The organism is Streptomyces sp. NRRL F-2580 (assembly GCF_000720115.1).
Taxonomy (GTDB): Bacteria; Actinomycetota; Actinomycetes; order Streptomycetales; family Streptomycetaceae; genus Streptomyces.
The window spans coordinates 50,599-72,087 of record NZ_JOIR01000026.1 but is presented as its reverse complement, the minus strand read 5'-3'; the positions used below and the strand labels follow the sequence as shown (position 1 = coordinate 72,087).

Genomic DNA, 21,489 nt, shown 5'->3' with positions numbered 1-21,489 from the left:
GCACGACGAAGCCACGTCGACCGGGACAGATCGGCCAGCAAGCATCACCTGATCACCGACGCCACCGGGATCCCGCTCGCCACCACCCTGCCCGGTGGCAACCGCCATGCTGTCACCCAGCTGATCCCGCTCCTCCAGGCCGCGCCGCCCGTGCGGGGCAAACGTGGCCGACCCCGGCGCCGCCCGGACGTTGTGCCGGGCGACCGTGGCTACGACCACGACAAGTACCGCCGCCTGATCTGGGACCTCGGTGTGAAGCCGCCGATCGCCCGCCGGGGCACCGAACACGACTCCGGGCTGGGCACCCAGCGCCGGGGCGGGGAGCGCGCGTTCGCCCACCTGCACTGCGCGCTGATGGTCCGCGCCGTCGGCACCGTCACGAGGATGTGCTCGGCGACGGGGTGGCGGGCCGTCGGATGGATGCTGCCTCCGAACTCATCGGCTCTGCCTGGCGGATGGACCCGTGCCTGGTGCCACGCTGCCCCACCGGGTTCCGCAGGACCGGGCCGGCGGCCGATGCCGGCGGCCCGGTCCCTGGGGCGGCCATGGGTACGGGCCGCCGCGGCCGGTGGTGAAGGAACGCGCCCTACGGCACGACCGTGACCCTGTCGCAGCCGTAGAAGCTGAGCGGTCCGCTCGGGCCGGCGAACCGCCCGAGGACGCAGGCGCTGGTATCGGCCGGGGTCAGGGCCTGGCTCCGTGGCTGGAAGTGCAGGACGGCGTCCAGGTCGCGGTCACGGGTCACCTCGTCCAGTTCCAGAGAGTTCTCCGGATGGATCCGGCCGTGGGCCTCCGGCACCCCACCGCCCAGCAGGAGCACGCTCGGGGACCCGAAGTGCAGCGAGGCGGCGTTGATCGTGGTCGCGTCGAAGGCGAGAGGGTTTCCGTACTCGCCGGCTCGGGTGGTCAGCGCGGCCACCGGAAGGACGCCGCCGTTGAGGTTGACCGGATTGCGGGTGGTGCCCGGCTGGATGTTGATGGTCACCGGGACGGCGCAGTCCACGGTCAGCCGCGTGGTGCGCCGGTTGTTGGCCTCCTGGGGATCGATTACGGAGGCGCGCTCGGGCGCCACCGCTGTGGTGAAGTCCAGGGTCCGCGCCCCGGGCTGGGTACAGGTGACGGTGTACGTCTTCTCCAGCCGCCGGGGCGTGCCCACTGCCAGGGCGACCTCGGTCGTCTCGGGCTCGGCGGGGGTGACCGTCACGCCGGTTCCGGCGGTGACCGTACGGTCCACACGCGCGTCGGTCGGGCCGTCCGGACCGGCGTTGGAGACGGTGCTGGCAACGGACACGGTGACGGGTTTGCCCAGGACGGCGAAGAGCGGGGCCCGCGGCTCCACGGAGTCGACCGACAGGTCGCTCTCCAGGCAGTCGGGATCAGCGGGGTGCGACACGCAGAAGTCACGGATGGCGGGTTTGACGTCGACGGTGACGACATCCCTGTTCAGCGCCGTGTCGGTGATCGTCATGGTGGAGAGGGCGGGCGAGAAGGGCACGATGAAGCTGCCCGACCCGCCGCTCTTGACGTCCATCCGCTCCCGGTCGCCGTGCGAGTAGACCCACAGGGGACTCCAGGCGTTCATACGGTCGATGACCTGTCCGTCCACGTCCGTGAGACTCAGCTTCAGGATCGGCGGATCGCCGATGTGCGTGTGTGCGCGCTGGAGGCTGACCGACGTGCGGTCGACGGTGGCTTGGGTGCGACTGCTGAACGTGACCCGGGCGACGACCGCCTTCGCCGGGTCGTCGTCGTCGAGGACGGGCAGCGGGATGCTTGCCGGATCGGGGTCGTCGAGCCGGGAGGAGGAGTCGGCGGAGCCGTGCAGCGGGGCGATCAGCAGGGTGAGAACCATCATGGTGATCACCGAGAGCAGTGAGCGGTAGCGGTGACGGTGGAGGTGATGGCGACGGTGCATCGTGGGCCCCCTCAGCATTTCGCCGACGCGCAGTCGCCGAAGATCAGGACGTATCTCCTGATGTCGGCGGCGTTCGCCGGACCGGTGTTGTTGTACATCACGTCGTTGGGGGCGGGTTCGGAACTGAACCAGTCCGGGTCGGGCCACCAGTCGGTGGGCCGCTCCCACCTGCGGCAGGCGGTTGCCTCACGGCCCAGAGCGGGTGCGTCGGCGATGCAGCCGGCCATGTCCTCGTAGACGTTGGGCGCGACGTCCTGCTGAAAGTAGCCGCCGTCCGGGGGGTACTCGTCGGCGAGCCCGAAGGGCTGGTGTCCGGACTCGTGGGTGATCACCTGCAGTGCATCCGACCGCACCGCCGTGTCGACCACACCGGAGAAGATGCGGTCGCCCCGGAGAGCGCAGTCGCGTTGGTTCTTGCGGTGCAGGATGGCGCCGGCGTCAGCGAAGGCAAAGGTGTCGTCCCAGCCGGCGGGCAGGTCGTGGTCGCAGTCGCCGTCGTTGGCGTCGTCGGCCCGTCCCTGCGCACGCGCGATCCAGAAGTTGAACTTGTCCTGGTTGGCCAGGAAGTCGTTGAACCCGTAGTAGGAGGTCTCGACGACCCGGCGGACATCGTCCAGGAACCGCGGGTCGCGGGAGCTCGTGTACGTGTCGCGGTCCGCGACGAACACGATGTCGATCCTGCTGGCACGGGGGCCGGTATAGGAGATCGGCCGTGGCTCCGCCGAGGTGCCGGGGTTGGTGTCCACGCGGCGCCAGCCGGTGAAGAGGCCCGTGGTTCCCTCGCGCAGGCGGCAGCCGTAGACGAGGTCCCCGCCCTCGGTGGGGGTGAACGTGACGGACGTACTGTTCACCCCGGAGACCTTGTGGTCGGCGAGCGGATACCTGACGGAGTCGGTCGACCTGTTCCGTGCGGCCACGATCTGCAGCTCATCGGCGACGATGGTGGGCATCATGGCGCCGTCGAGCGCGGTGGCCGTGACCGTCACGGGGGTGCCGATGGTGGGGGCGACGGGGTCGGACGTGCACCTGATGCGCAGGCCCGGGGCGCTGGCGGGGTCGTCCACGGCCACCGAGTACGTCACCTCGGCCGCGTCCTCCGCGGTGCCGGAGTCGATGTACCCGGACCCGCACGGGGCGCCGGTGGACGAGCCGCGGAACACCCGGCAAGGGGAGGCGGCCACCTGGAAGTTGATGCCCCTCCCGACCGCTTGCGACGCGTCGTACTGGTCGTCGCCGAGGCAGAAACCGCCGTCCTCGTCCCAGACCTCGATGGTCACGGGGAACTTCGCGACGCCGCTGCTCTGATCGAGGGTGGCGACGTCGACTTCGGTGGAGAACTCCCAGCCGGGGCTGATGTCCCCCTGCCCCTCCAGCTCGTCCTGGCTCGGGGAGTCCTCGTTGTTGAAGGCCACGCCGTTGATGAAGACCTTGGCGTACCAGTCGATCGAGCCGCACGCTCCTTCCTCGGAGCTGCGCAGCACCTTGATGCGGTCGACCGTGACCGTCACCTTCACGTTGGGCGCGGCGCTGGCCGTCGGTGTCATGACGCCGAGCATCGCCGCGCAGGCGGCGAGGATCACGGCCAGACTCAGGCACCGCTGCCACGCCGCCGCTCCCCTTCGTGGCGGCCTCTGTGGCCTTGCCAGGCCGCCGACCGTGTTTTCCACCCGGTTCCCCTTTGCGTTCGCCGATATCAGGGGTAACGGAGCGTAACTTGATGTCCGGGTCGGCGTTGAACTGACACGCTCAGCATGGACCTTGTGGGGGTAAGAAGGATCGCATGATGAACTTCTCGGCGTGTATGTTTGCAATCTTTTCGGGCGGCGGCGTGCCTGTTCAGCGTGTTCCTCGCGGCCGGTGACGACGATGCGGCCGTTGCCGTCCCCGTCGGCCCTGCCGGAGCTCTCGGCCCATCTGAAACCGGCTCCGCAGCCGCTCCGGCTGGAGCCCGTACGGGGGTGGCGGCCCTGGTGAGGAAGGCTTCGTGGATGTCGTCGCGTGTCTCAGCGGATCCGCAGGCGGCGGTACTTGTCGTGGTCGTAGCCACGGTCGCCCGGCACAACGCCCGGGCGGCGCCGGAGTCGGTCACGTTTGCCCCGCACGGGCGGCACCTCCTGGAGAAGCGGGATCAGCTGGGTGACAGCATGGCGGTTGCCACCGGTCAGGGTGGCGGCGAGCGGGATCCCGGTGGCGTCGGTGATCAGGTGATGTTTACTGCCCGATCTGCCCCGGTCGACGGGGCTTCGTCCTGTCTTGGATCCCTCTTCAACGCGCGGATGTGGGACCCGTCGACTGCCGCCAGGAAGAAGTCCAGGGCGTTCGCGCCGCGAAGTTCGGCAAGCAGGACCTGGTGGAGCCGGGGCCACACACCGGCCTCGGTCCACTCGGCCAGGCGACGCCAGCAGGTCATGCCCGAGCCAAGCCAAGTTCCTGCGGCAGGTCAACGGACTCGGCCAGCTCGCGAGTGTCGTGGCTGACGCCGCGAACCTGGGGCCTGTGGTCGGACTTCGGGCTACGTGGCCACACCCGCGCTGGTCTCGCGGCGCCGGTGTGGGAATCACGCACAGAGCTGCGCAACACGAGCTTCGTTCAGCTGCTGCTTAGTTCGGGACTGCGACGGCAGGAGGGCGGTTCGCTGCTCGTCTTCGAGCTGCCGACTCAGCACCTGCGTCACGGGCGCTACATGCATGGGCCAGCTCCCATGTAGGCGCGGTCGGCGAGGACGGGGACGCCCTGGCGTTCGCAGATCCGGATGATCCGGTGGGTGCGGGCCGCCGTCATGGAGCGGGGCGTAGCCCGTCTAGAGTCCTGGCGCATCTTCCGCAGAGCCCGGTGCAGCCCGAATCGAATGTCCCTCACCCTGGAGCGGCAACGCTGAAAGATCTCAATGTTCCCGCAGCCGGGCCGGCACTCGTACTGCCTCAACTCGGTCGCCCCCGGGTCGGGTTCGCAGATGCGGGCGCGATCCATAGCGGCCGTCCGGCTGGATCGGTCACCACCTGCACGTTCACCCCTTTGCTGCGGTGTTTGTGCAAGTAGCCGGCCTGACTGTCGCCAACTCGATCGCACTCCGCGAGGGTGCCATCGATCAGAACGCAGTCGGGGCCCGCTTCGCGCAGGGCGCGCAGCCGGCCGGGTGCGCGGTCGGCGAGCAGGTCGACGACGGCTGTGGTGCAGGCGTGGGCGGCGCCGACGGATTTGCCGAAGCCGACAGCGATCTGCGTGAGGGCCTCGTGCCTGCGTAGATACACCAGGCCGACCAGGGCACGCTGGTGCGGCGGGAGCTTGCAGCGGCGGTCACTCACGCGGTGACGATGAGCATGGTGACCCACTCGACGGCCACTCTGAAGGAGCTCACTGATCCTCACCTCAGCTGCCAACTTCCGCAGTCGCATCGCGTTTTGTGAACTTTCTGCAGCCCTATCTTTGAGTGGCTACAAACACCTGCACCAATCCGCTATCCGTCAAGCGCCACGTTATCGACTAGGGCCACGTCCTGTACGACGGCCTGGCCCTGGAACCAACAGTTCGCCGATCACGACGCCCGGGTCGGCGCGCACCGCGCCAGCCACCTCCTCGACCGACGCCAAGCCGCCGAACACCTTGGCGTCCGCGACGTCGACCTCGCCCACCTTCCCCGCTCCGGCCTGCTGCGCTCTGCTGTCCGGGTCCGCAGCCGCTACCAGTCCCGCCGCTCCCGCCCCGTCGCCGCTCTGCACCGCCGAGGATCCCCTGACACCCTCCTCGCCGACCCCGCGATCGACTGGGACACGATCCGAGCCACCCCTAAGGGCCCGTCGCCCTCCGAACGCCGCGACCAGATGGCAACCACCCCACGACGCGGGACCCACGGCGGTCGCCCATCCGCCTTCGAAGAAGACATCTACCGCAACCGCAACCTGGTCGAACGCTGCTTCGCCCGTCTCAAGCAATTCCGTGCGATCGCGACGAGGTTCGACAAGCTCGCCGATCGCCATCGGGCTGAAATCGTCGTGGCAGCTCTGATCCCGTGGCTCCGCGAGCCTGCCAGGTGATCATTTGCCCGACAGACCCCAAAACGGCGTTTTTTCCCACAGTAGGTGTTTAGCGGCTATATGGACACCTGTCCTGTCGGAGGCGTCGTCTGAGCCTTCTGTCTGCTGCCGTGGCTCGCGTGGCGGGCAACGACGAACGGAGGTCCGTTTGGATCGCTTCGCTCCTGTCTCATCCCAGTCGGTTGTCCGTCGCGGGCATTCATGCTGCCCCCAGCAGTGGCGTTGTGCCTCTCCTGCGCCGATGGGCATTCCAGTAGCGTCCTGTAGGCAGACCGTCTACACGCGGGGAGTGTGCGCTGTGCCATTACGCAAGGACCGGGAAGAGGCCGAGGTAGCGACGAGGGCGAACCGACGCGCAGCGGATCCAGACAGAGGCCAGCGGGTCGCGCCGGAACTCCGACCGGTCAATCCGGCCATGGCCACGGCTATGCAGCGCTCTGTGGGCAATGCGACGCTCGGGCGGATGATCGCGCAGGGCCCGGCCGTGCCAAAGGCGCCGCACGCCGCTCCCAGTACGCGCAGCAAAAAGCGCACCCAGGACGAGGTCGTCGAGCGCGGCGACAGCCCGCCGACCAACCAGCAGAAGACCGAGGCAGGAGCGGCCACCCGTGCCACCCGCAGCGGCAAGGCCGGTGCCACGCCCTCGGTGAAGGGCAAGGAAAGGAGCGTCGAGGAAGAGATCGGCAATCCGACCCTTGTCTTCACCTCCAGCTACGACGGCGACGAGGAGCAGTCGCTGAACGGCAACAACAACATCGGCTTCGCACAGACGGCAACGCTGCGCCGCGCGGTCGGGATGCAGACGCCCGCGGCAGACGCGTACGACTTCTGGCAGGAGGTCTCCGACGAAAGCCGCCAAATCGTTCCGACGTCGGTGAACTACCAGCCCAAGAAAGCTCCCCGCCGCGCCTGGGGCGTGGACGGCCCCTTCCGCCCTCCGTACAACGATGAGGACGGCAACATCATCAACGCCGCCGACCGGATCACCTTCGTCGACAACCCCGGTTTCTCCACCACCACACGTATGTCGGCCAGCTACTTCCTCGTCGACTACACAGTCCGGTTCCGCTGGAAGGTCCGCAAGAAGCAGGGCGGACGCTTCACCAAGGCCGAGCCGTTCTGGGAGAGCGACGAGATGGTGCACCGCGTCACGTCCGCCTTCGACGCGGAAAACCCGGAGGAGGCCGTGCAAGTCAACCACCACGCTGCGGGCAACCGCACCTGGAACGTACAGCTGCCCAACTGACCCGCCGACGCGACAGCGCGCTCACGCCCCCACATGATCTGAGCCCAGAGCAGGGCCTAAAGGGTGTTGCAGAAGGCTCGGTTCGGGCAGGCCCGAGTAGTTGTTGACCTGCTGTTTCACCGTGTCATGGCGAGGTTGTGCATGGTGGCGACGGCTTGGACGGCGTGGTGGAGGCCGTCTCCTTGCTGGCGGCAGTCGCGGAGGATCTTCCAGTTCTTCATGCGGGCGAAGGTGTGCTCGACGCGGGCTCGGACCCTTCGGTGTTCGGCGTCGTCTACCTCCTGGCCGCGCAGGAGGGGGCGTCCGGCCCTTCTGCGGTGCGGGGACCTCCAGCCCGCCTGGCTGCGCACGTACACCGACCTGGCCCGCCAGCCCGCGCAGGCTGGCACCACGACGCTCCGACGTCGGCTGATCTCCCTCTCGTGCCGCATTGAGGCGCACCCTTTCTGGGCTGTCTCGGGCTGCTCCCGGGCTGCCCGGGTCGAGTTGCGCCGTCGTTCCCGGGCGCGCGCGTGGGTGACCGCGGCGTGAGCGCCGAGCCGGGCGGCCCGAGACCAGTCATCGGGTTCCCGGATGACTTGGTCGCGCTGCAGCAGCGGTGGACCCGGATTCTCAAGCGGCTGGCCGGAGATCCTCCGGCCGACGGGCACGAGCTGCGGGTGGAGCTGCTCGGTCTCAGCTTCCGGCTGGACGCTCACCCGCACTGGGCTGCCACCGAAGCCGGCTGGAGCCGGGCCGCCCGGCGCGCACTGCAGAAGTACGCGAGCGCGGCCCCCGGCGGCGAGGAGGAGCTGGTCACCCTCTGCGTGGACGGCCGCATCATCGCGGTCCCGCCGGGCGAGGCCGCGTCCCGGCGGTGAGAGATGAGCACCCCGCCACCCACGGCCCGCACTGGCCGATCACCCTGGTCCTGGCCGACGGCAAGCGGCTCCGGGTACGGCTGTATGAACGCCAGGAGCTTCCCGATCGCTGGGTCTACAGGATCGGCATGCCCGCGTACGTCACGGTCGAAGGCGGACGCGTCCAGCCGTCGGAGTGCACGGTGTGGGTGACGGCCGACCTGCTGGAGCCGATGTGGGCCGTGAACTACCCCGCGGTGCCCTCGCACCGTCTTCCCGTCGAGCCGCCCCCGGAGCGGCCGGGCTGGATGCTCCGGGTCCGTCCCGGGGGCCGGCGCGGGGCCGTCGTCCACGAGAGCGGATGCAAGAAGGCGGCGGGCGGCGGCCAGGACATGGACGCCCTGGAGACGCTCGACGCCCTGATGCGGCCCGGCGTCGACGCGTGCCACGACTGCGCCGCCGCCGAGGTGCTGATCCAGGCGCTGGAGCTGGGCTCGGGATACGCCTAGCGGCCACCCAGCGCCTGCCGGGCTTGAAGGGGCCAAGGGGCTCTGGTCTGTCCGGTCGGCCCGGATGCCGCCCCCATCCCGGACCGGATCGCAGCACCGGGCCGGGATGGGTGACGCGACGGGGTCACCGAGCCGCGCCTGAAGCTGATCAGCGGGGACGAGGCGAGGGCCCTGATGATCCTCCTCGGGGCGCTCGACGATGACGCGCAGCCCGAGGAGGTCCGTCATGCCGCCGGGGAGATGCGCTTTCGCCTCGGTTCCCGGCTGGCCTGAACGCCGGGCCGCTACGGCACGGACTCGTAAGTGACGGTGGCGCCGGGGCAGTCTTCCGCCAGGCCGAGGAGTGCTTCGCGCTCGCGGTCGTCGGCGGCCAGGTTCCAGCGGAGCTTGGTCTCGACCCAGCGGGTCACGTACGCGCAGTGGTAGGCGGCGGTGGGCGCCGGGGCGGGGCGCTGAGGAAAATGCGGATCCGGACCGCGCGTCGCTCGTCCACGGAGTCCGGCAGCGGGCTGTTGCCGCTGGGGAACGGTTGTCGCGGCCGAGATGGCCACGGATGAAAGGCAGTGGCGTCGGGTACCACTTGCCCGTAGGGGTCGAACAGCTCCGGCTCGTCGGCGTCTCCTGTGTAGCGAGCTCAAGTTCAGGAGGCCGTCCATGCGCCGGAAACGCCGGGCGTTCTTCCGCATCCGAACTTGCTCTCCGCGTCCCGTATCGCGTACAGCCTGTCGCCCACAAACGCCCAACCGGCCGACCTCGACGCTGTTGAGCCGTTCGCCGGCGGTCGACTTGACCGGATACCGGCACAACCGCTCGATCGTGTCAACGATGTTCCCCCTCGGGCCGACGCTGGCGCACTCCCTGGGGAATCCGTTGACCGGGCGCCTGTCGCCGTCTTCAGCCGTCGGGGAGCGTTCTCATCACGTAGGCACGTCCACTGCAGTGAAGGGAAGTCAATGAGCTTGATCAGCGAAGCACTCCCCCTCGTCGGTGTCGCCGTGGGTGCCGCAACGTCGTATCTGGTCAGCAGTGCGAACGAGCGCACCCGATGGCGTCGGCAGCAGTCGGTCCGCTGGGACGAGCGGCGGCTGAACGCCTACGCCGAGTACGGCCACGCGGTCAAGACATTGGCGCATCGCTACCTGCGCATCGCTGTCTTCCGTGGGATCGCGACGGGATCCGCCCCGTTGGAACCCACCGATGAGGTACTTGGCGAGCTGGGGGAGGCCGAGAGCCGTCGCTCGGCTCTGAGCGAGGGACTCTGGCTGTTGGGCGACGCGGCGACCAACACCGCCACGGTCCGGGTGAACCACTGTCTGTGGCATCTCGAGTGGCTGGCCCGTGGTCTGATCCCCGCGGACGCCGGAGCATGGGACGCAGCGTTCGCGGAATATCGGACTGCCCGTCAGGAATACCTCGAACTCGCGCGAGCGAGTCTTGGCCTGCTCACTGGGGAGACACGGTCGGATGCCGCCTGGCCGCCGTCCTGGCGGACTCCGCCGGACCCCGCCAGAAGGCATCCGGGACCATGACGCGCGTCCGGTTCATGCGTCGCCACCCGGTAACGAGACAACGTTCCGTTGTTCTGTTGTCCATGCACGAGAGGGTGGCTGCATGGGTCCTGAGGTGCGTGAAGAGGCACGCGAGCGGTTGTCCGCGCTCGCGGACGAGGCCGCGGCGCATTGGCCCCGGCGCGGCACCTACACCCTGTCCCACCTCGTCGGCATCGAGAGACCGGCGGCCATTACTCGACCGGCCTACGGCGCCGCGAGACAGGACAACACCGACGAGCACCGCAGGTGCCACCTCACCGTGAACACCGCTTCCAAGGCCTCCATCACCCTCACCTGACCCCCAACCAGCCCGGCCCCGCCCCCTCGCACAACAGGGACGGAGCCGCTGCCGTACCGCGCTCACCCCACCCCAGCCGTGTGCTGCCAGGACGAGCCAGGAGGAACCGCTCCAGATCGGCCGGGACACAAGCCGTCAACTTCCTTCCCCAAAGCGTCACCTGGGGGCCACACGCGGGGATAACCGCGACGCAGAACAGCAGGCCGTCGGCAGAAGTGGGCATAGACAGCAGGCTCCGCAAGCCCTGTACCGAACTCCACTCCCAGAAGCCCCGAAACGATGGACCAGCCTGAGACCGACGCAGTTCGGCCATGCCCGCCAGCACTGCGGCGACCTCAGTGATACGCATGCCGAAGCGCAGCGACCCGATGCCTCGCCGGACAGCTGGCGACCTGTCCTCGAAACCCTCATCGGCCCACTTCGTGGTCCCCCACCCTTAGCCTTCCTCCATCAAGACACACTCCCGTTCAATGCAAGGTAGTTGACTCGCCGGAACGATGCAGAACCGAAAACCGGTGAACCACTCTGAGCGTCACCGCACTCGCTGCTGAGCGCATCGATCGCAGTAGCGTCACCGAACGGGGGGAAGAACCGCCAGGGTCGCCCAGGTGATCTTCGCTGCGTGCCCGCCGGCCGGATCGTCGAGGAGGCGCCCTGCACCAGCTGGAGAAGGGACCCCGGATCGGCGTGAGAGCCGACGTGGACGTGGCTCTGCCCGACCCGATCCCCTTCGTGGAGCCCGGGTCTGCTGGTACTCCAGTTGTAGATTGCGATCTTGCCGATGGGCCGGTCTGCGGCCATGGGCATGGAGCGAAATCGGATCCCGTGACGCGGTCGGGGGCTGGCACGCTGCCTCCCATGGATCATCCGGAAGTACTGCTCATCGGTGGGCGTGCCGGTGTCGGCAAAACGACGGTGGGCTGGGAGGTTTCGGCGCGGCTGCGCGCCGCGGCGGTCTCGCACGCGATTGTGGAGGGTGACTTCATGGGCCAGGTGCATCCAGCACCGGAGGGGGATCCCCACCGCTCGGAGATCACTGAGTGCAATCTGACGGCCGTCTGGGCGAATTTCGCCCGGCTCGGCTACTGCCGCCTGATCTATACGAACACCGTGAGTGTGCTGCCCGAGGCGGCGGGCATGCTCGAGCGCGCCATGGGGGCGGGCGTGCGCATCATACGAGTGCTGCTCACTGCCTCCGATGCCACCGTCGGCGAGCGGCTGGCGGGCCGGGAACTCGGCTCGGAGCTGAGCAGGAGCTGAAGGGCAGCGCCCGCAAGGCGAGGCGCCTGGATGAGCGGGCACCCGCGGACACGGTGCGGGTGGCGACCGACGGGCGGCCTGTCGTGGACATCGCGCGTGAGGTGGTGACCGTCATCGGCTGGATCGGGCAGCGCTCCGCTGAACGATCCTGATCTTGCTGGTCGGGACCTGTCCGGCGCGGCCCTGTGAACATCGGCGCGTGAAGAGACACCAAGATCAAGTATTGGCAGCCCTGGTCCCCACCTCAGCACTAACCCTCCCGGAGCTGGACGGCCTCGGTCCGCTCCTCGACCTCCCGGGAGGTTGACGGCGCCGGACGGCCTTCCGAGTGGTTTCGGGTGCAGCCGAGGTGGCGCATACCCCAGCGGCTGGCTTGCGCTGTCAGATGCGTCGCTCTGCCATGTTCTGTTCATCCTTCTCGTGCCGGTTCAGGGGGGTTTCGGATCTGCCCGGGTGGCACCCGGATCTCGGGCGCCACCCTACTCGGCTGTGCTTTCACGTCCGGCATCATGCCGCGTCCCGGTGGCGGGCGGCCGCGACGGACCGCCCGTCAGGTCCGTTCGGCCAGGACGCGGTCGTAGATGACTCAACCCACCCGGCCCGGGTGAAGCAGCCGATCTGGGGCTGTTCACCTGTGCCCTGTGGTCGCTACAACCTGAGCGTGATCAACAACCTGATGCTGCGCGGCCTGCCCGTGCTCACTCCGGATCCTCGATGAACAGCGGAATCTAGCCATGACGTGAATTGCATCACTGGGGTGCGACTTGTGTCCCTCTTGTCCGTTTCAGAGATCGAACTGCCTGGTCAGGAGGCTACGTTGCAGCTCTCTGTATCGAGATCATCGATACTCGCAGAAAGACCGAGGAAGTATGGCTACTCGCTTCTCCACGGCAAGACGCCGTGGAAGAGGGCCCTGGGGGACCACCCACTGGATAGCGGGCGGAGCGGCACTCATCGTGTCCGCGACCCTGCTCCAGAGCTCGCACCCGGCAGACGCCGCTGCAGCTCCGGCCGCCACGGCCAAGTCCGGCGCCGTGACCGAAGAACTCAATCTCGCGCGCGCCCGGGTGGCCGCGCGGACGGCGGGACACCGCGTGGAGGCGGTCTCGGAGCGGTCCGAGACGTCCACGACGTGGGTGAACCCGAACGGCACGCTCACGACCGAAGTGGCCGCCGGACCGATCCGCTTCTACGACCAGCAGGCACGCGCCTGGCGCGGGGTCGACGTGACCCTGGGCCACGCCCCGGACGGGTCCGTGGCGTCCAAGGCCCACCCGCAGGGCCTGAAGCTGGCCGCGGGCAGCGTCCCCCGTATGGCGAAGGCCGTGCCCCAGGCCGCGCCGTCCGTCAACTACGTCAGCACCGACCTCGTCACGCTGGGGGAGGGTGAGCAGCAGATCACCCTCAAGTGGAAGGGTGCCCTGCCGTCCCCGAAGCTCGACGGGGCGCGCGCCGAGTACACCAACGCCGTCCCCGGCGGCGACGTCGTCATCGAGGCAACGCGCAGCGGCTTCGAGCAGTTCGTCGAGCTGAAGCAGCGCCCGGCCGGCGGGAACTACTCGTACACCCTGCCGCTGGTGGCCAAGGGCCTGAAGGTGGAACAGCAGGCCGACGGCAGCGTGCAGTTCACCGACCGCAAGAGCAAGAAGACCGCGGTCATGCCCGCGCCGGTGATGTGGGACTCCACGGTCGATCCGGTCTCCGGTGAGCACACCCGCAAGGTGCCCGTGGCGATGACGGTCGTCCAGGGCAAGGGCACGGTCGACCTGGTCGTCACCCCGGACGCGAAGTTCCTCGCGGACCCGGCCACCAAGTACCCGGTGACCGTGGACCCGTCGACGTCCTCGCTGGGCAACGTCTTCGACACCTACGTCCAGCAGGGCGAGACCGTCGACTGGTCAAACGACACCGAGCTCGACCTCGGCAACCCCGGTACGAAGAACGCGAACGGCACGTTCCGCACCGCCCGTTCGTTCATCACGTGGAACACGGCGCCGATCGCGGACGCGCTGGTCTCCGACGCCAAGCTGTCGCTGTGGAACTTCCACTCCGGGAACACCGACTGCGTCGCGCAGCCGTGGGAGGTCTGGGACTCCACCGCCCCGAGCACCGCGTCGCGGTGGACGAGCCAGCCGGCGATGGGCACCAAGTACGCCACGTCCACCGAGACCCGCGGCAATCCCGGCTGCGGCTCGGCGCCGGACGGCTGGATCAACGCCGACGTGACCACCCTCGTCCAGTCGTGGGCGTCCGCGAAGGCTCCGCTGTCCAGCATGGGCCTGCGGGCCACGTCGGAGTCGGTCGTCGGGCAGTGGAAGCGCGTGAACTCCGCAAACGCCACGTCCAACCCGCCGAAGCTGACGGTGACCTACAACTACCGTCCGCAGACCGGCACCAAGCAGGAGGCCGGCCCTCCGTTCGTCCAGGACAAGACCCCCGCCTGGCGCGTCGAGACGACGACGCCCACCCTGCGCGACACGTTCGCGGACAAGGACGGCGACACGGTCAACGGCACCTTCCAGATCTTCGACGCCGCCACCAACACCCAGGTCGGCAACACCCTGGTCTCGCCGTTCGTCCCAGCCGGCACCCCGGCATCGATCGTCGTCCCGGCGGGCGTGCTCCAGCACGGGCGCATGTACCGCTTCCGCACCTCGCCGTACGACGGCACGCACTACAGCAACAGCTGGTCACCCTGGTCCAACTGGACCACCTTCACGGTCAGCCCCCTGCCCGACGCCCCGCAGGACATCCAGGCAGGCGCCCAGCAGACACTGACGCCGATCCTGTCCGCGGTCGTCTCCGAGGCCTCCCAAGGCCGGGTGAATGCCGAATTCGCGGTGAAGGACGCAGCCGGTAACCCGGTACCCGGCCTGACCCTGCCGCCCGTCTCACAGGTGAGCGGTGGCCGCGCCGCACTCCAGATCCCGGAGGGAAAGCTGGCTGACGGTGCGACCTACCGCTGGTCCGTACGCGCCTGTACCCCTGTGGGCTGCTCACCCTGGTCGGCCGAGCAGAGCCTGACGGTCGGCCTCAAGCCGCTGCCCCCGATGCCCGCTACGCAGACCCTGGCCATCACCGACACGGCAATCGCGAGCGTGTCGACCGCCACCGACTGCGACACGCCGGGCTGTGCCACACCGCCGGCCGGCGAACTGCGGATCGGTACGGTCGACGGCCACCTGTGGGCCACCCACTTGAAGGCAGATCTCTCGGCTCTGCCGAAGGGTGCGCGGGTCTCCTCGGCCAAGCTGTCGCTGACCAGGGCCGACTGCACCACGCAGTGCGTGGCACAGAAGCCAGGCGTGTACGAACTGTCCACGCAGTGGACCCCGGCGCAGAGCGGCAAGGACCTTCTCACCGCCGCGGGCGAGGACACGTACACCGTCGACACCGCTTTGGCCGACATCGACTTCGGCCCGCTGGTGCAGTCCTGGACCGATCGCGGCGGCAACGAGGGTGCGGCCCTCACCGTTTCCGGCACAGCCGCCGCGGCGGCATACCGCTCGGGTGCCGCGGCGGACCCCGCCCAACGTCCCAAGCTGACTGTCGAGTACCTGCCGCCGACCGCCCCGGGCGCCGTCAGCGACATCGTTTCCACCCCGGGTGACACCAGCCTGGTCGCCACCTGGAACGCTCCCCTCGACGGTGGTGCGACCCATGACATCACTTACCTGGCCAAGGCCGAGAAGAGCGACGGCACCGTGGTCGGCACGTGGGAGGGCTCGGCACCGCGTGCCGTCTTCTCCGGGCTCAACAACGCCACCTCCTACCAGGTCGCGGTGACGGCGAAAAACGCCGTCGGCAGCGGCCCTGTCTCACGATCCGCACTGGTTCACGGTGCCTCGGTGGCCGGCGGAGCCACGCGCTACAAGGACTACGTCCAGGCGTACCTCAACGCACGCAACAAGATCACCATCGCTGCGAGCCTGACCGCCGCCGATGCAGCCGCCGAATCCCCGCATGGAGCGGTCTTCGGTGATCTGCTCGGCACGCAGGAGGCCAGTCTGGTCGGCGCGCGTGAAGCCTTGGCCACCAGGAACCTGGCCTACGTGGGGATCTCCACGGCTCTCACCGAGACGGTGACGAGTACCGACGCAGCGTCCGGACGCCTGCTGCTGCGCACCACCGTCTCGGAGACGACAACGGTCCGGATCGATGGCGCCGACCAGGTGTCCGAGAGTCAGAACAGCAAGCGGTTCCTGTTCTCCGTATCCGGCGACACCGTCAAGCTCCAGAGCGAGTCCGACGACGCTCAGGCGGGTCAGACCCTGTCGGCGACGGCGACCGCGGCCACCCAGGTGCTCGCCACACCCGCAGACGTCGCAGAGCCGCCGGTCGACAACACCGGGGCGCTCACGCTCGGCGAGGACGGCTTCCCCGTCGGCGAGGCACCCGCCGGCGGCGTCCGCACGGCCTCCTTCGCCCCAGCGTCGTACGTCAATGGTCTGGGAACCGGCAGTTGGGCCTACAACAACGTGGGCATCAAGAGGGAGTACTACTACGACTGCACCAACTTTGTCTCCAAGGCCCTCTACTACGGTGGCGGCCTGAAGATGCGGTCCGGATGGTACAGGAGTGACAGCGCCTGGTTCAAGAATTCGGGCTGGGCCAGCTGGACGGTGAAGGCCAGCTGGACATGGGCGGGGGCCGACAACTTGGAGCGTCATCTGGTTGGATACCGTGGCGGCTACTACATCAACAACGTCTACGACATCCGCAAGGGCGACATACTTTTCTTCCAGTACCGGGGCGACGTCGCCTATGACCACGCCGCCGTCGTCACCGCCAACTATGGGGGGCGCATCCACATGGCACAGCACGGTGGACCCGATCGCACCACACTGGACGACGCCATCGCCCGCAACAAGCGCACCCCCAAGCCGATCGCCTCAATCGTCGCGATCCGCCCGAGAGGGACGAGATGAGGTCTGCTCCGGCCGTGCGCGCAGCCCTGGTGGCCGTTCTGGCGTGGGGCGGTCTCGCCGGGTGTGCCGCCGCCGACGAGGACAGGCTGCAGTACGCGACCGACTACGGCAACCACGAACCGCTGGGCGTGGTCGGCTATCCCACCGCCGATTCCCTGCAGATCGCCCAGAAGCTGATCTGGCGGATCGCCGACGGGAAGGCTGGCGAGCTGGAAGCGCTCGCCGCCGACGGCGATGAGGCGAAGGACGAGGCCCGCGAGACCGCACAGAACTGGATCCAGGCCTTCAGTAAGGGGGCCGGAGGCACGGTGACCGCGGAGTTCTACGACGAGGGGTCGGTGCGCCAGACCGTCGTGGTGTACTTCCACGACACGGCCCAGACCAAGGCGTTCCTGGTCCAGCTCACGGGCAGGACGGGCGAGGACGGCTGGCGCGTGCACATGCGCGAACCGGATCCGAAGGAGGCAGCGGGCTCCCTCGACTGGCTCCCGAAGACACCAGGAGCCCTTGGCTCGAAGACGCCGCGCTGACCTGACCGAAGTCGCTTCGCAAGGGGCGCCGTCCTGTGGGTCACCCCCAGGACGGCGTCCTTCGCACTGCATCGACCACTCGCACCACACTCACCTGGAGGCACCTGTTCCTGTAGAGATCGCCGCCCTCCGGCCGCGGTCCCCGTGAGGCCGAGGTCGCTCGTTCTCCGGCAGCCCAGGACCGAGCCCCAGGTGCAGCATCGAGCAGCAACGTCCAGGCGTACTTGAGCACCCCCGACAAGGTCACGACGGGGGTGAGCTCCACCGCGGCCGACGCCGCTGCCGAATCGCCGCACGCGGAGGTCTTCAGCGAGTTGGGATCTGGATCGGGAACTGACCACGCCCGACCACTGGCCGCGCCGGAGGCGGGGACGCGCTTGCGGATCGTGCCCTAGGTGTATTGCCCCGGGAGGTTGTGGACGGGTGACGCAGGTCTCGGCTGAGGGATCTTGAACGGGTGAGGGCCTTCCGGGTTCGGTGTGGATTGCGACATCTCCACCGAACGACAGAAGGCCCTCATGCCCCACCGTAATGCACCCCTGACCGAGACCGGGCGCCTGCGCCTGGCCCGCTGCGTGGTCGAGGACAGCTGGCCGCTTCGGCGGGCCGCTGAACGCTTCCAGGTCTCACCCAGCACCGCCCAGCGGTGGGCCGCCCGCTACCGAAGCCTGGGCGAGGCCGGCATGAGCGACCGTTCATCGCGCCCCCACCGCAGTCCCCGGCGGACACCGACCCGCACCGAACGCAGGATCATCAAGGTCCGCGTCCTGCGCCGCTGGGGCCCGGCCCGCATCGCCCACCTGCTGGGGCTGGCACCCTCCACGGTCCATCGCGTCCTCACCCGCTACCACCTGGCCCGCCTGACCCATCCGGACCGGGCGACCGGCCGCGTCATACGCCGCTACGAACGCGACCGCCCCGGCGAACTGGTCCACGTGGACATCAAAAAGCTCGGCAACATCCCCGACGGCGGAGGCCACAAGACCCTCGGCCGTCCGGCGGGCCGCAAGAACAAGTCCGGCGCCGGATACAGCTACATCCATACCGCCGTCGACGACCACTCCCGCCTCGCCTACTCAGAAATCCACGCGGACGAGAAGAAGGAAACCGCCACCGTCTTCTGGCGGCGGGCCCACGCCTACTTCACCGCCTGCGGGATCACCGTCGAACGCGTCCTGACCGACAACGGCTCCTGCTACAAGTCACACACCTGGCGGGACGCACTGGCGACAGCCGGGATCACCCACAAGCGAACCCGGCCCTACCGGCCCCAGACGAACGGCAAGGTCGAACGGCTGAACCGCACCCTGCTGGAGGAGTGGGCCTACGCCCGCCCCTACCGCTCAGAGAAGGAACGACGCGACGCGTTCCCCGGCTGGCAGATACCTACAATCACCACCGCGGACACACCGCGCTCGCAGGCAAACCACCCGCCAGCCGCGTCCCCAACCTCACGGGGCAATACACCTAGGCCCGGTGCGCCGCGGGTCACGACAGGCCGTAGCGGCGGGCCGACTCCTCCTCCTGGGCGAGGCGGTGTAGTGCCCTGAGCACCGGCTGGAAGAGGATGGTGGCCGCGACGGCGGTCTCCACCTTCTCCTTCTCGGAGGGGTGAGTCTCCACGAAGTCCAGGTCCCGCACCGCCGCTTGGTGCATCAGCCGGCCGTACGGGGCCATCAGCTCGGCGTCCCACGGGTAGCCGAGCCGGTTGAGCGTGGCCACCGCCACCACCAGCGAGCGGTGGACGGGCGAAAGCGCCCCCAGTTCCCGGGCGGTCGTCCAGCCCAGCATGTCGAGCAGCAGATCCACCTCGGCGCGGGCGGCGACCACGGCCTCGTCCGCGTCGCCCTCCGCGCCCTCGTCCGGTCCGTCGTCCTGGGGCAGCGCCCATAGGACCGCGCCCAGCCGGGTGGTCCGGCCCAGCGAATCGTCGTCGACGTGCTCGAGCACCTTCCTGACCGCCGCCACCGGGACCTTGCCGACCTGGATCATCGCGCGGACCAGTCGCAGCCGCCGCAGGTGGTCCTCGTCGTAGTCGGCGGTCGTCGCGCTGACGCGACGGCCCGACGGCAACAGCCCTTCGCGCAGGTAGTACTTGATCGTCGCGATGGCCACACCACTCCGCTCACTCAACTCCGCGAGCCGCACTCTTGAGCCTTCCTTTGGGCAGTGTCACGATCCAACCACCTGACAATTGGACAGCAACGCTATCCAATAAGGCGATCGGGAGGCCGGCGGGTTCGCGAAACCCTTACCGGGCCGTACCACCGCAGCAGCTGAGGGGAACGTCGTCGTCCTGCTCATCGGGATACGCATCAACCGCTTCCGGGCCGTGCACCAATGGCCGCCCGTGGTGCTGGCGCTGCCGCGCATGCTCCGCGAACTGGCCCGGGACAAGAGCCGGGGCCTGCTCGGGCACGTCCTGCTGACCGCCTCGCCGCGCGCGTACTACGTGGTCCAGTACTGGGAGTCCAAGGAGAAGCTCTACGCGTACGCCGCCGCCCCGGACATGCTCCACCACAAGGCATGGTCGATCATCAACCGCAAGGAACGCGAGTCCAAGCTGCACGGGCACGTGGGTCTGTGGCACAAGTCCTACATCGCGCCCGAGGCGTCGTACGAGGCGATCTACCTCTGATCTTGCGCAGTGCTCCGTCCCTCAGGGCGCCGGGCCGGGAAGAAGTTGAAGAAGGCGCAGCGGGACTTGTCCCGCAAAGCGAAGGGATCAGCGAACCGGGCCAAGGCCCGTATCAAGGTCGCCCGCGCCCACGCACGGACCGCCGATGCGTGGCGCGAGTTCCACCACCAGCTCTCCACCAAGATCATCCGTGAAAACCAAGCGGTTGCAGTGGAAGACCTCGTGGTCAAGGGACTCGCCCGCACCCGTATGGCCAAATCCGTACACGCCGCCGGATGGTCGACGTTCATCGCGATGCTGGAGTACAAGGCCGCCCGGTACGGGCGCACCTTCATACGCATCGGACGGTTCGAGCCCACGTCTCGGGTCTGCTCGGCCTGCGGCGTCAAGGACGGCCCCAAGCCCCTCAGCGTCCGCGTGTGGACGTGCGGGGCCTGCGGGGCTGTCCTCGATCGGGACATCAATGCGGCGGTCAACGTCGCCAAGACCGCCGGACTGGCGGAATCGGCCTGCGGAGCGCGGGTAAGACCGGGACTCGTCCCGGCACAGCGCGAAGAAGCAGGAACCCACCCGAAGCCCCAGCCGGTGACCACCGGCAGGCAGGCGGGAATCACCGCCCTTTAGGGCGGAGAGGATGTCAATTCGGCATGCCGCCCTTCGGACTGGCCGCGGCCACCGGGGCGCTGCCCCTCGAACGCCGCGGCCGGCGCGCGGCCGACCGCTTCGCCCACCGCTCGTCCGCTGCCGAACCCTCCCACTGAGCCGGCCCTCCCCGTGAGCCGGCCCCACGGTCACGGCCGGCCCGACGGTCACGGCCGGCCCGACGGTCACGGCCGGCGCCTCGTCGCGATGGCGGCCCGGACGCGGACGGTCCGGCTGTGGACACCACCGGGGTCGTGGTCCAGCAGGGCCTGCCGCAGCTCGGACTCGAAGGCGGCCCTGCGGTCGCCGAACAGGGCCGGGCAGGAGGAGGGGCAGGAGTATCGGAGGCCGATCACCTCGTCCACGGTGTGACGCAGGGTCTGGTCCCACGTGACGGTCTCGACGCGGGAGAACGGCGACTTGGCGAGATGGTCCTCGGCGTCCTCCGCCCCGCCCGGCCGGTCCTCGTCGTCCCACTCGTCCGCCCCGCCGGGACCGGCTCCGAGGAACCGCGCGCACACCTCCTCGACGACCGCCGCCCAGGGCGGGCGCGGGACACCGGGCCGGGGCACGGAGTCGACGAGGACGATCCCGCCCCGGGGCGCGAGCACGGCGTCCAGATCGGCCGGCACCCGGTCCCGGTCCATCAGGTGGAAGGCCCGGCCGATGACGCACAGGTCGATCCGGGGCAGGCAGAGCCGGCCGATGCCGGCGGCGTCACCCACCAGCCACGAGGTGTTCGCGAGGCCCCGCTCCTCGGCGAGCCGGGACCCCTCGGCGAGCATGGCCGGATCCGGGTCGACGGCGTAGACCTGATCGGCCAGCGGAGCCAGGGCCAGGGTGATCGGGCCGGGCCCGGCGCCGAGGTCCAGTACGGTCTGCGACCCGTCGAGCGCGAACCGGTCCGCGAGCAGCTCGTAGAACTCCGCCGGGTACGGGGGCCGGTAGCGGGCGTAGTACGGAGCTGCGGACGCGTACGGGGTGCTCATGGGGTCCTCCCGGGCCGGGGTCGATCCGCCGATGGTGGGGCACAACCCGGCGTCCGGCGACGACCGGCACCGGAAATCCCCCGTACGGATTCCCCGGCCGCCCCTACCGAA

13 protein-coding genes and 11 pseudogenes are annotated in these 21,489 nt (G+C 69.0%); 15 read left to right on the top strand and 9 right to left on the bottom strand.

The annotated features are described in order from the left end of the window. Window positions 1–9 precede the first annotated feature (9 nt). Window positions 10–363: pseudogene (locus tag IF88_RS48255) on the top strand (transposase); the annotation flags it as partial. A gap of 223 nt (window positions 364–586) precedes the next feature. On the opposite strand, the gene IF88_RS0125975 reads toward IF88_RS48255, so the two are convergent. The 5 genes and pseudogenes from IF88_RS0125975 to IF88_RS0125955 form a co-directional block, all read right to left on the bottom strand. Further along, complete coding sequence (locus IF88_RS0125975) at window positions 587–1,915, bottom strand: hypothetical protein (RefSeq protein WP_030717231.1); 1,329 nt, start codon at window positions 1,913–1,915, stop codon at window positions 587–589. 11 nt (window positions 1,916–1,926) lie between these two features. Further along, window positions 1,927–3,495, bottom strand: a complete 1,569-nt coding sequence (locus IF88_RS0125970; RefSeq protein ID WP_030717228.1) for a hypothetical protein — start codon at window positions 3,493–3,495, stop codon at window positions 1,927–1,929. A gap of 426 nt (window positions 3,496–3,921) precedes the next feature. After that, a pseudogene (locus IF88_RS44105) lies at window positions 3,922–4,331 on the bottom strand (transposase); the annotation flags it as partial. Window positions 4,332–4,606: 275 nt separating this feature from the next. Then, window positions 4,607–4,702, bottom strand: a pseudogene (locus IF88_RS45715) (IS5/IS1182 family transposase); the annotation flags it as partial. Window positions 4,703–4,869: 167 nt separating this feature from the next. After that, window positions 4,870–5,237, bottom strand: a pseudogene (locus IF88_RS0125955) (transposase family protein); the annotation flags it as partial. A 499-nt stretch (window positions 5,238–5,736) separates the two neighbouring features. On the opposite strand from IF88_RS0125955, the gene IF88_RS44095 reads away from it, so the two are divergent. Continuing rightward, the gene (locus IF88_RS44095; RefSeq protein WP_420711004.1) at window positions 5,737–5,949 is read left to right on the top strand and encodes a transposase; all 213 of its coding nucleotides are present in this window, start codon (window positions 5,737–5,739) and stop codon (window positions 5,947–5,949) included. Between the two features lie 415 nt (window positions 5,950–6,364). After that, window positions 6,365–7,195, top strand: coding sequence for a hypothetical protein (locus IF88_RS0125950; RefSeq protein ID WP_158754573.1), 831 nt, complete (start codon window positions 6,365–6,367; stop codon window positions 7,193–7,195). A 116-nt stretch (window positions 7,196–7,311) separates the two neighbouring features. On the opposite strand, the pseudogene IF88_RS40850 reads toward IF88_RS0125950, so the two are convergent. Beyond that, window positions 7,312–7,518: pseudogene (locus IF88_RS40850) on the bottom strand (transposase); the annotation flags it as partial. A gap of 204 nt (window positions 7,519–7,722) precedes the next feature. On the opposite strand from IF88_RS40850, the gene IF88_RS0125940 reads away from it, so the two are divergent. Together IF88_RS0125940 and IF88_RS0125935 are read left to right on the top strand one after the other, a co-directional pair. After that, window positions 7,723–8,055: a hypothetical protein gene (locus IF88_RS0125940; protein ID WP_158754572.1), complete on the top strand. Its 333-nt coding sequence runs from the start codon at window positions 7,723–7,725 to the stop codon at window positions 8,053–8,055. After that, window positions 8,052–8,543: a DUF6233 domain-containing protein gene (locus tag IF88_RS0125935; RefSeq protein WP_030717212.1), complete on the top strand. Its 492-nt coding sequence runs from the start codon at window positions 8,052–8,054 to the stop codon at window positions 8,541–8,543. The genes IF88_RS0125940 and IF88_RS0125935 overlap by 4 nt, the downstream gene beginning before the upstream one ends. A 284-nt stretch (window positions 8,544–8,827) precedes the next feature. Here the strand turns inward: IF88_RS0125935 and IF88_RS49125 are convergent, their stop codons facing one another. Continuing rightward, window positions 8,828–8,953 (bottom strand): hypothetical protein, encoded by a 126-nt coding sequence (locus IF88_RS49125; RefSeq protein WP_267884530.1) that lies wholly within the window; start codon window positions 8,951–8,953, stop codon window positions 8,828–8,830. Between the two features lie 543 nt (window positions 8,954–9,496). Between IF88_RS49125 and IF88_RS0125920 the strand changes: the two genes are divergently transcribed. From IF88_RS0125920 to IF88_RS40830, 7 genes and pseudogenes are all read left to right on the top strand, one after another. Then, on the top strand, window positions 9,497–10,072 hold the full coding sequence (locus IF88_RS0125920; RefSeq protein ID WP_030717209.1) for a hypothetical protein: 576 nt from the start codon (window positions 9,497–9,499) through the stop codon (window positions 10,070–10,072). Window positions 10,073–10,154: 82 nt separating this feature from the next. Beyond that, the gene (locus IF88_RS0125915) at window positions 10,155–10,391 is read left to right on the top strand and encodes a hypothetical protein (RefSeq protein WP_030717206.1); all 237 of its coding nucleotides are present in this window, start codon (window positions 10,155–10,157) and stop codon (window positions 10,389–10,391) included. Between the two features lie 858 nt (window positions 10,392–11,249). Further along, window positions 11,250–11,803: pseudogene (locus IF88_RS40840) on the top strand (AAA family ATPase). A gap of 804 nt (window positions 11,804–12,607) precedes the next feature. After that, window positions 12,608–14,380: pseudogene (locus tag IF88_RS48245) on the top strand (DNRLRE domain-containing protein); the annotation flags it as partial. Between the two features lie 321 nt (window positions 14,381–14,701). After that, complete coding sequence (locus IF88_RS48240; protein ID WP_234323697.1) at window positions 14,702–16,579, top strand: amidase domain-containing protein; 1,878 nt, start codon at window positions 14,702–14,704, stop codon at window positions 16,577–16,579. 14 nt (window positions 16,580–16,593) lie between these two features. Beyond that, complete coding sequence (locus IF88_RS0125900) at window positions 16,594–17,109, top strand: hypothetical protein (protein WP_030717200.1); 516 nt, start codon at window positions 16,594–16,596, stop codon at window positions 17,107–17,109. Between the two features lie 518 nt (window positions 17,110–17,627). Next, window positions 17,628–18,580 (top strand): annotated as a pseudogene (locus IF88_RS40830) (IS481 family transposase). A 17-nt stretch (window positions 18,581–18,597) separates the two neighbouring features. On the opposite strand, the gene IF88_RS0125890 reads toward IF88_RS40830, so the two are convergent. Continuing rightward, the gene (locus tag IF88_RS0125890) at window positions 18,598–19,257 is read right to left on the bottom strand and encodes a MerR family transcriptional regulator (protein WP_030717198.1); all 660 of its coding nucleotides are present in this window, start codon (window positions 19,255–19,257) and stop codon (window positions 18,598–18,600) included. Window positions 19,258–19,405: 148 nt separating this feature from the next. On the opposite strand from IF88_RS0125890, the pseudogene IF88_RS40825 reads away from it, so the two are divergent. From IF88_RS40825 to IF88_RS45705, 3 pseudogenes are all read left to right on the top strand, one after another. Continuing rightward, a pseudogene (locus tag IF88_RS40825) lies at window positions 19,406–19,741 on the top strand (DUF4188 domain-containing protein); the annotation flags it as partial. Between the two features lie 33 nt (window positions 19,742–19,774). Continuing rightward, window positions 19,775–20,371, top strand: a pseudogene (locus IF88_RS0125880) (RNA-guided endonuclease TnpB family protein); the annotation flags it as partial. 23 nt (window positions 20,372–20,394) lie between these two features. After that, a pseudogene (locus IF88_RS45705) lies at window positions 20,395–20,508 on the top strand (DUF4188 domain-containing protein); the annotation flags it as partial. Between the two features lie 66 nt (window positions 20,509–20,574). Here IF88_RS45705 and IF88_RS0125870 read toward each other — a convergent pair. Next, on the bottom strand, window positions 20,575–21,378 hold the full coding sequence (locus tag IF88_RS0125870; protein ID WP_030717192.1) for a class I SAM-dependent methyltransferase: 804 nt from the start codon (window positions 21,376–21,378) through the stop codon (window positions 20,575–20,577). Window positions 21,379–21,489: the final 111 nt, after the last annotated feature.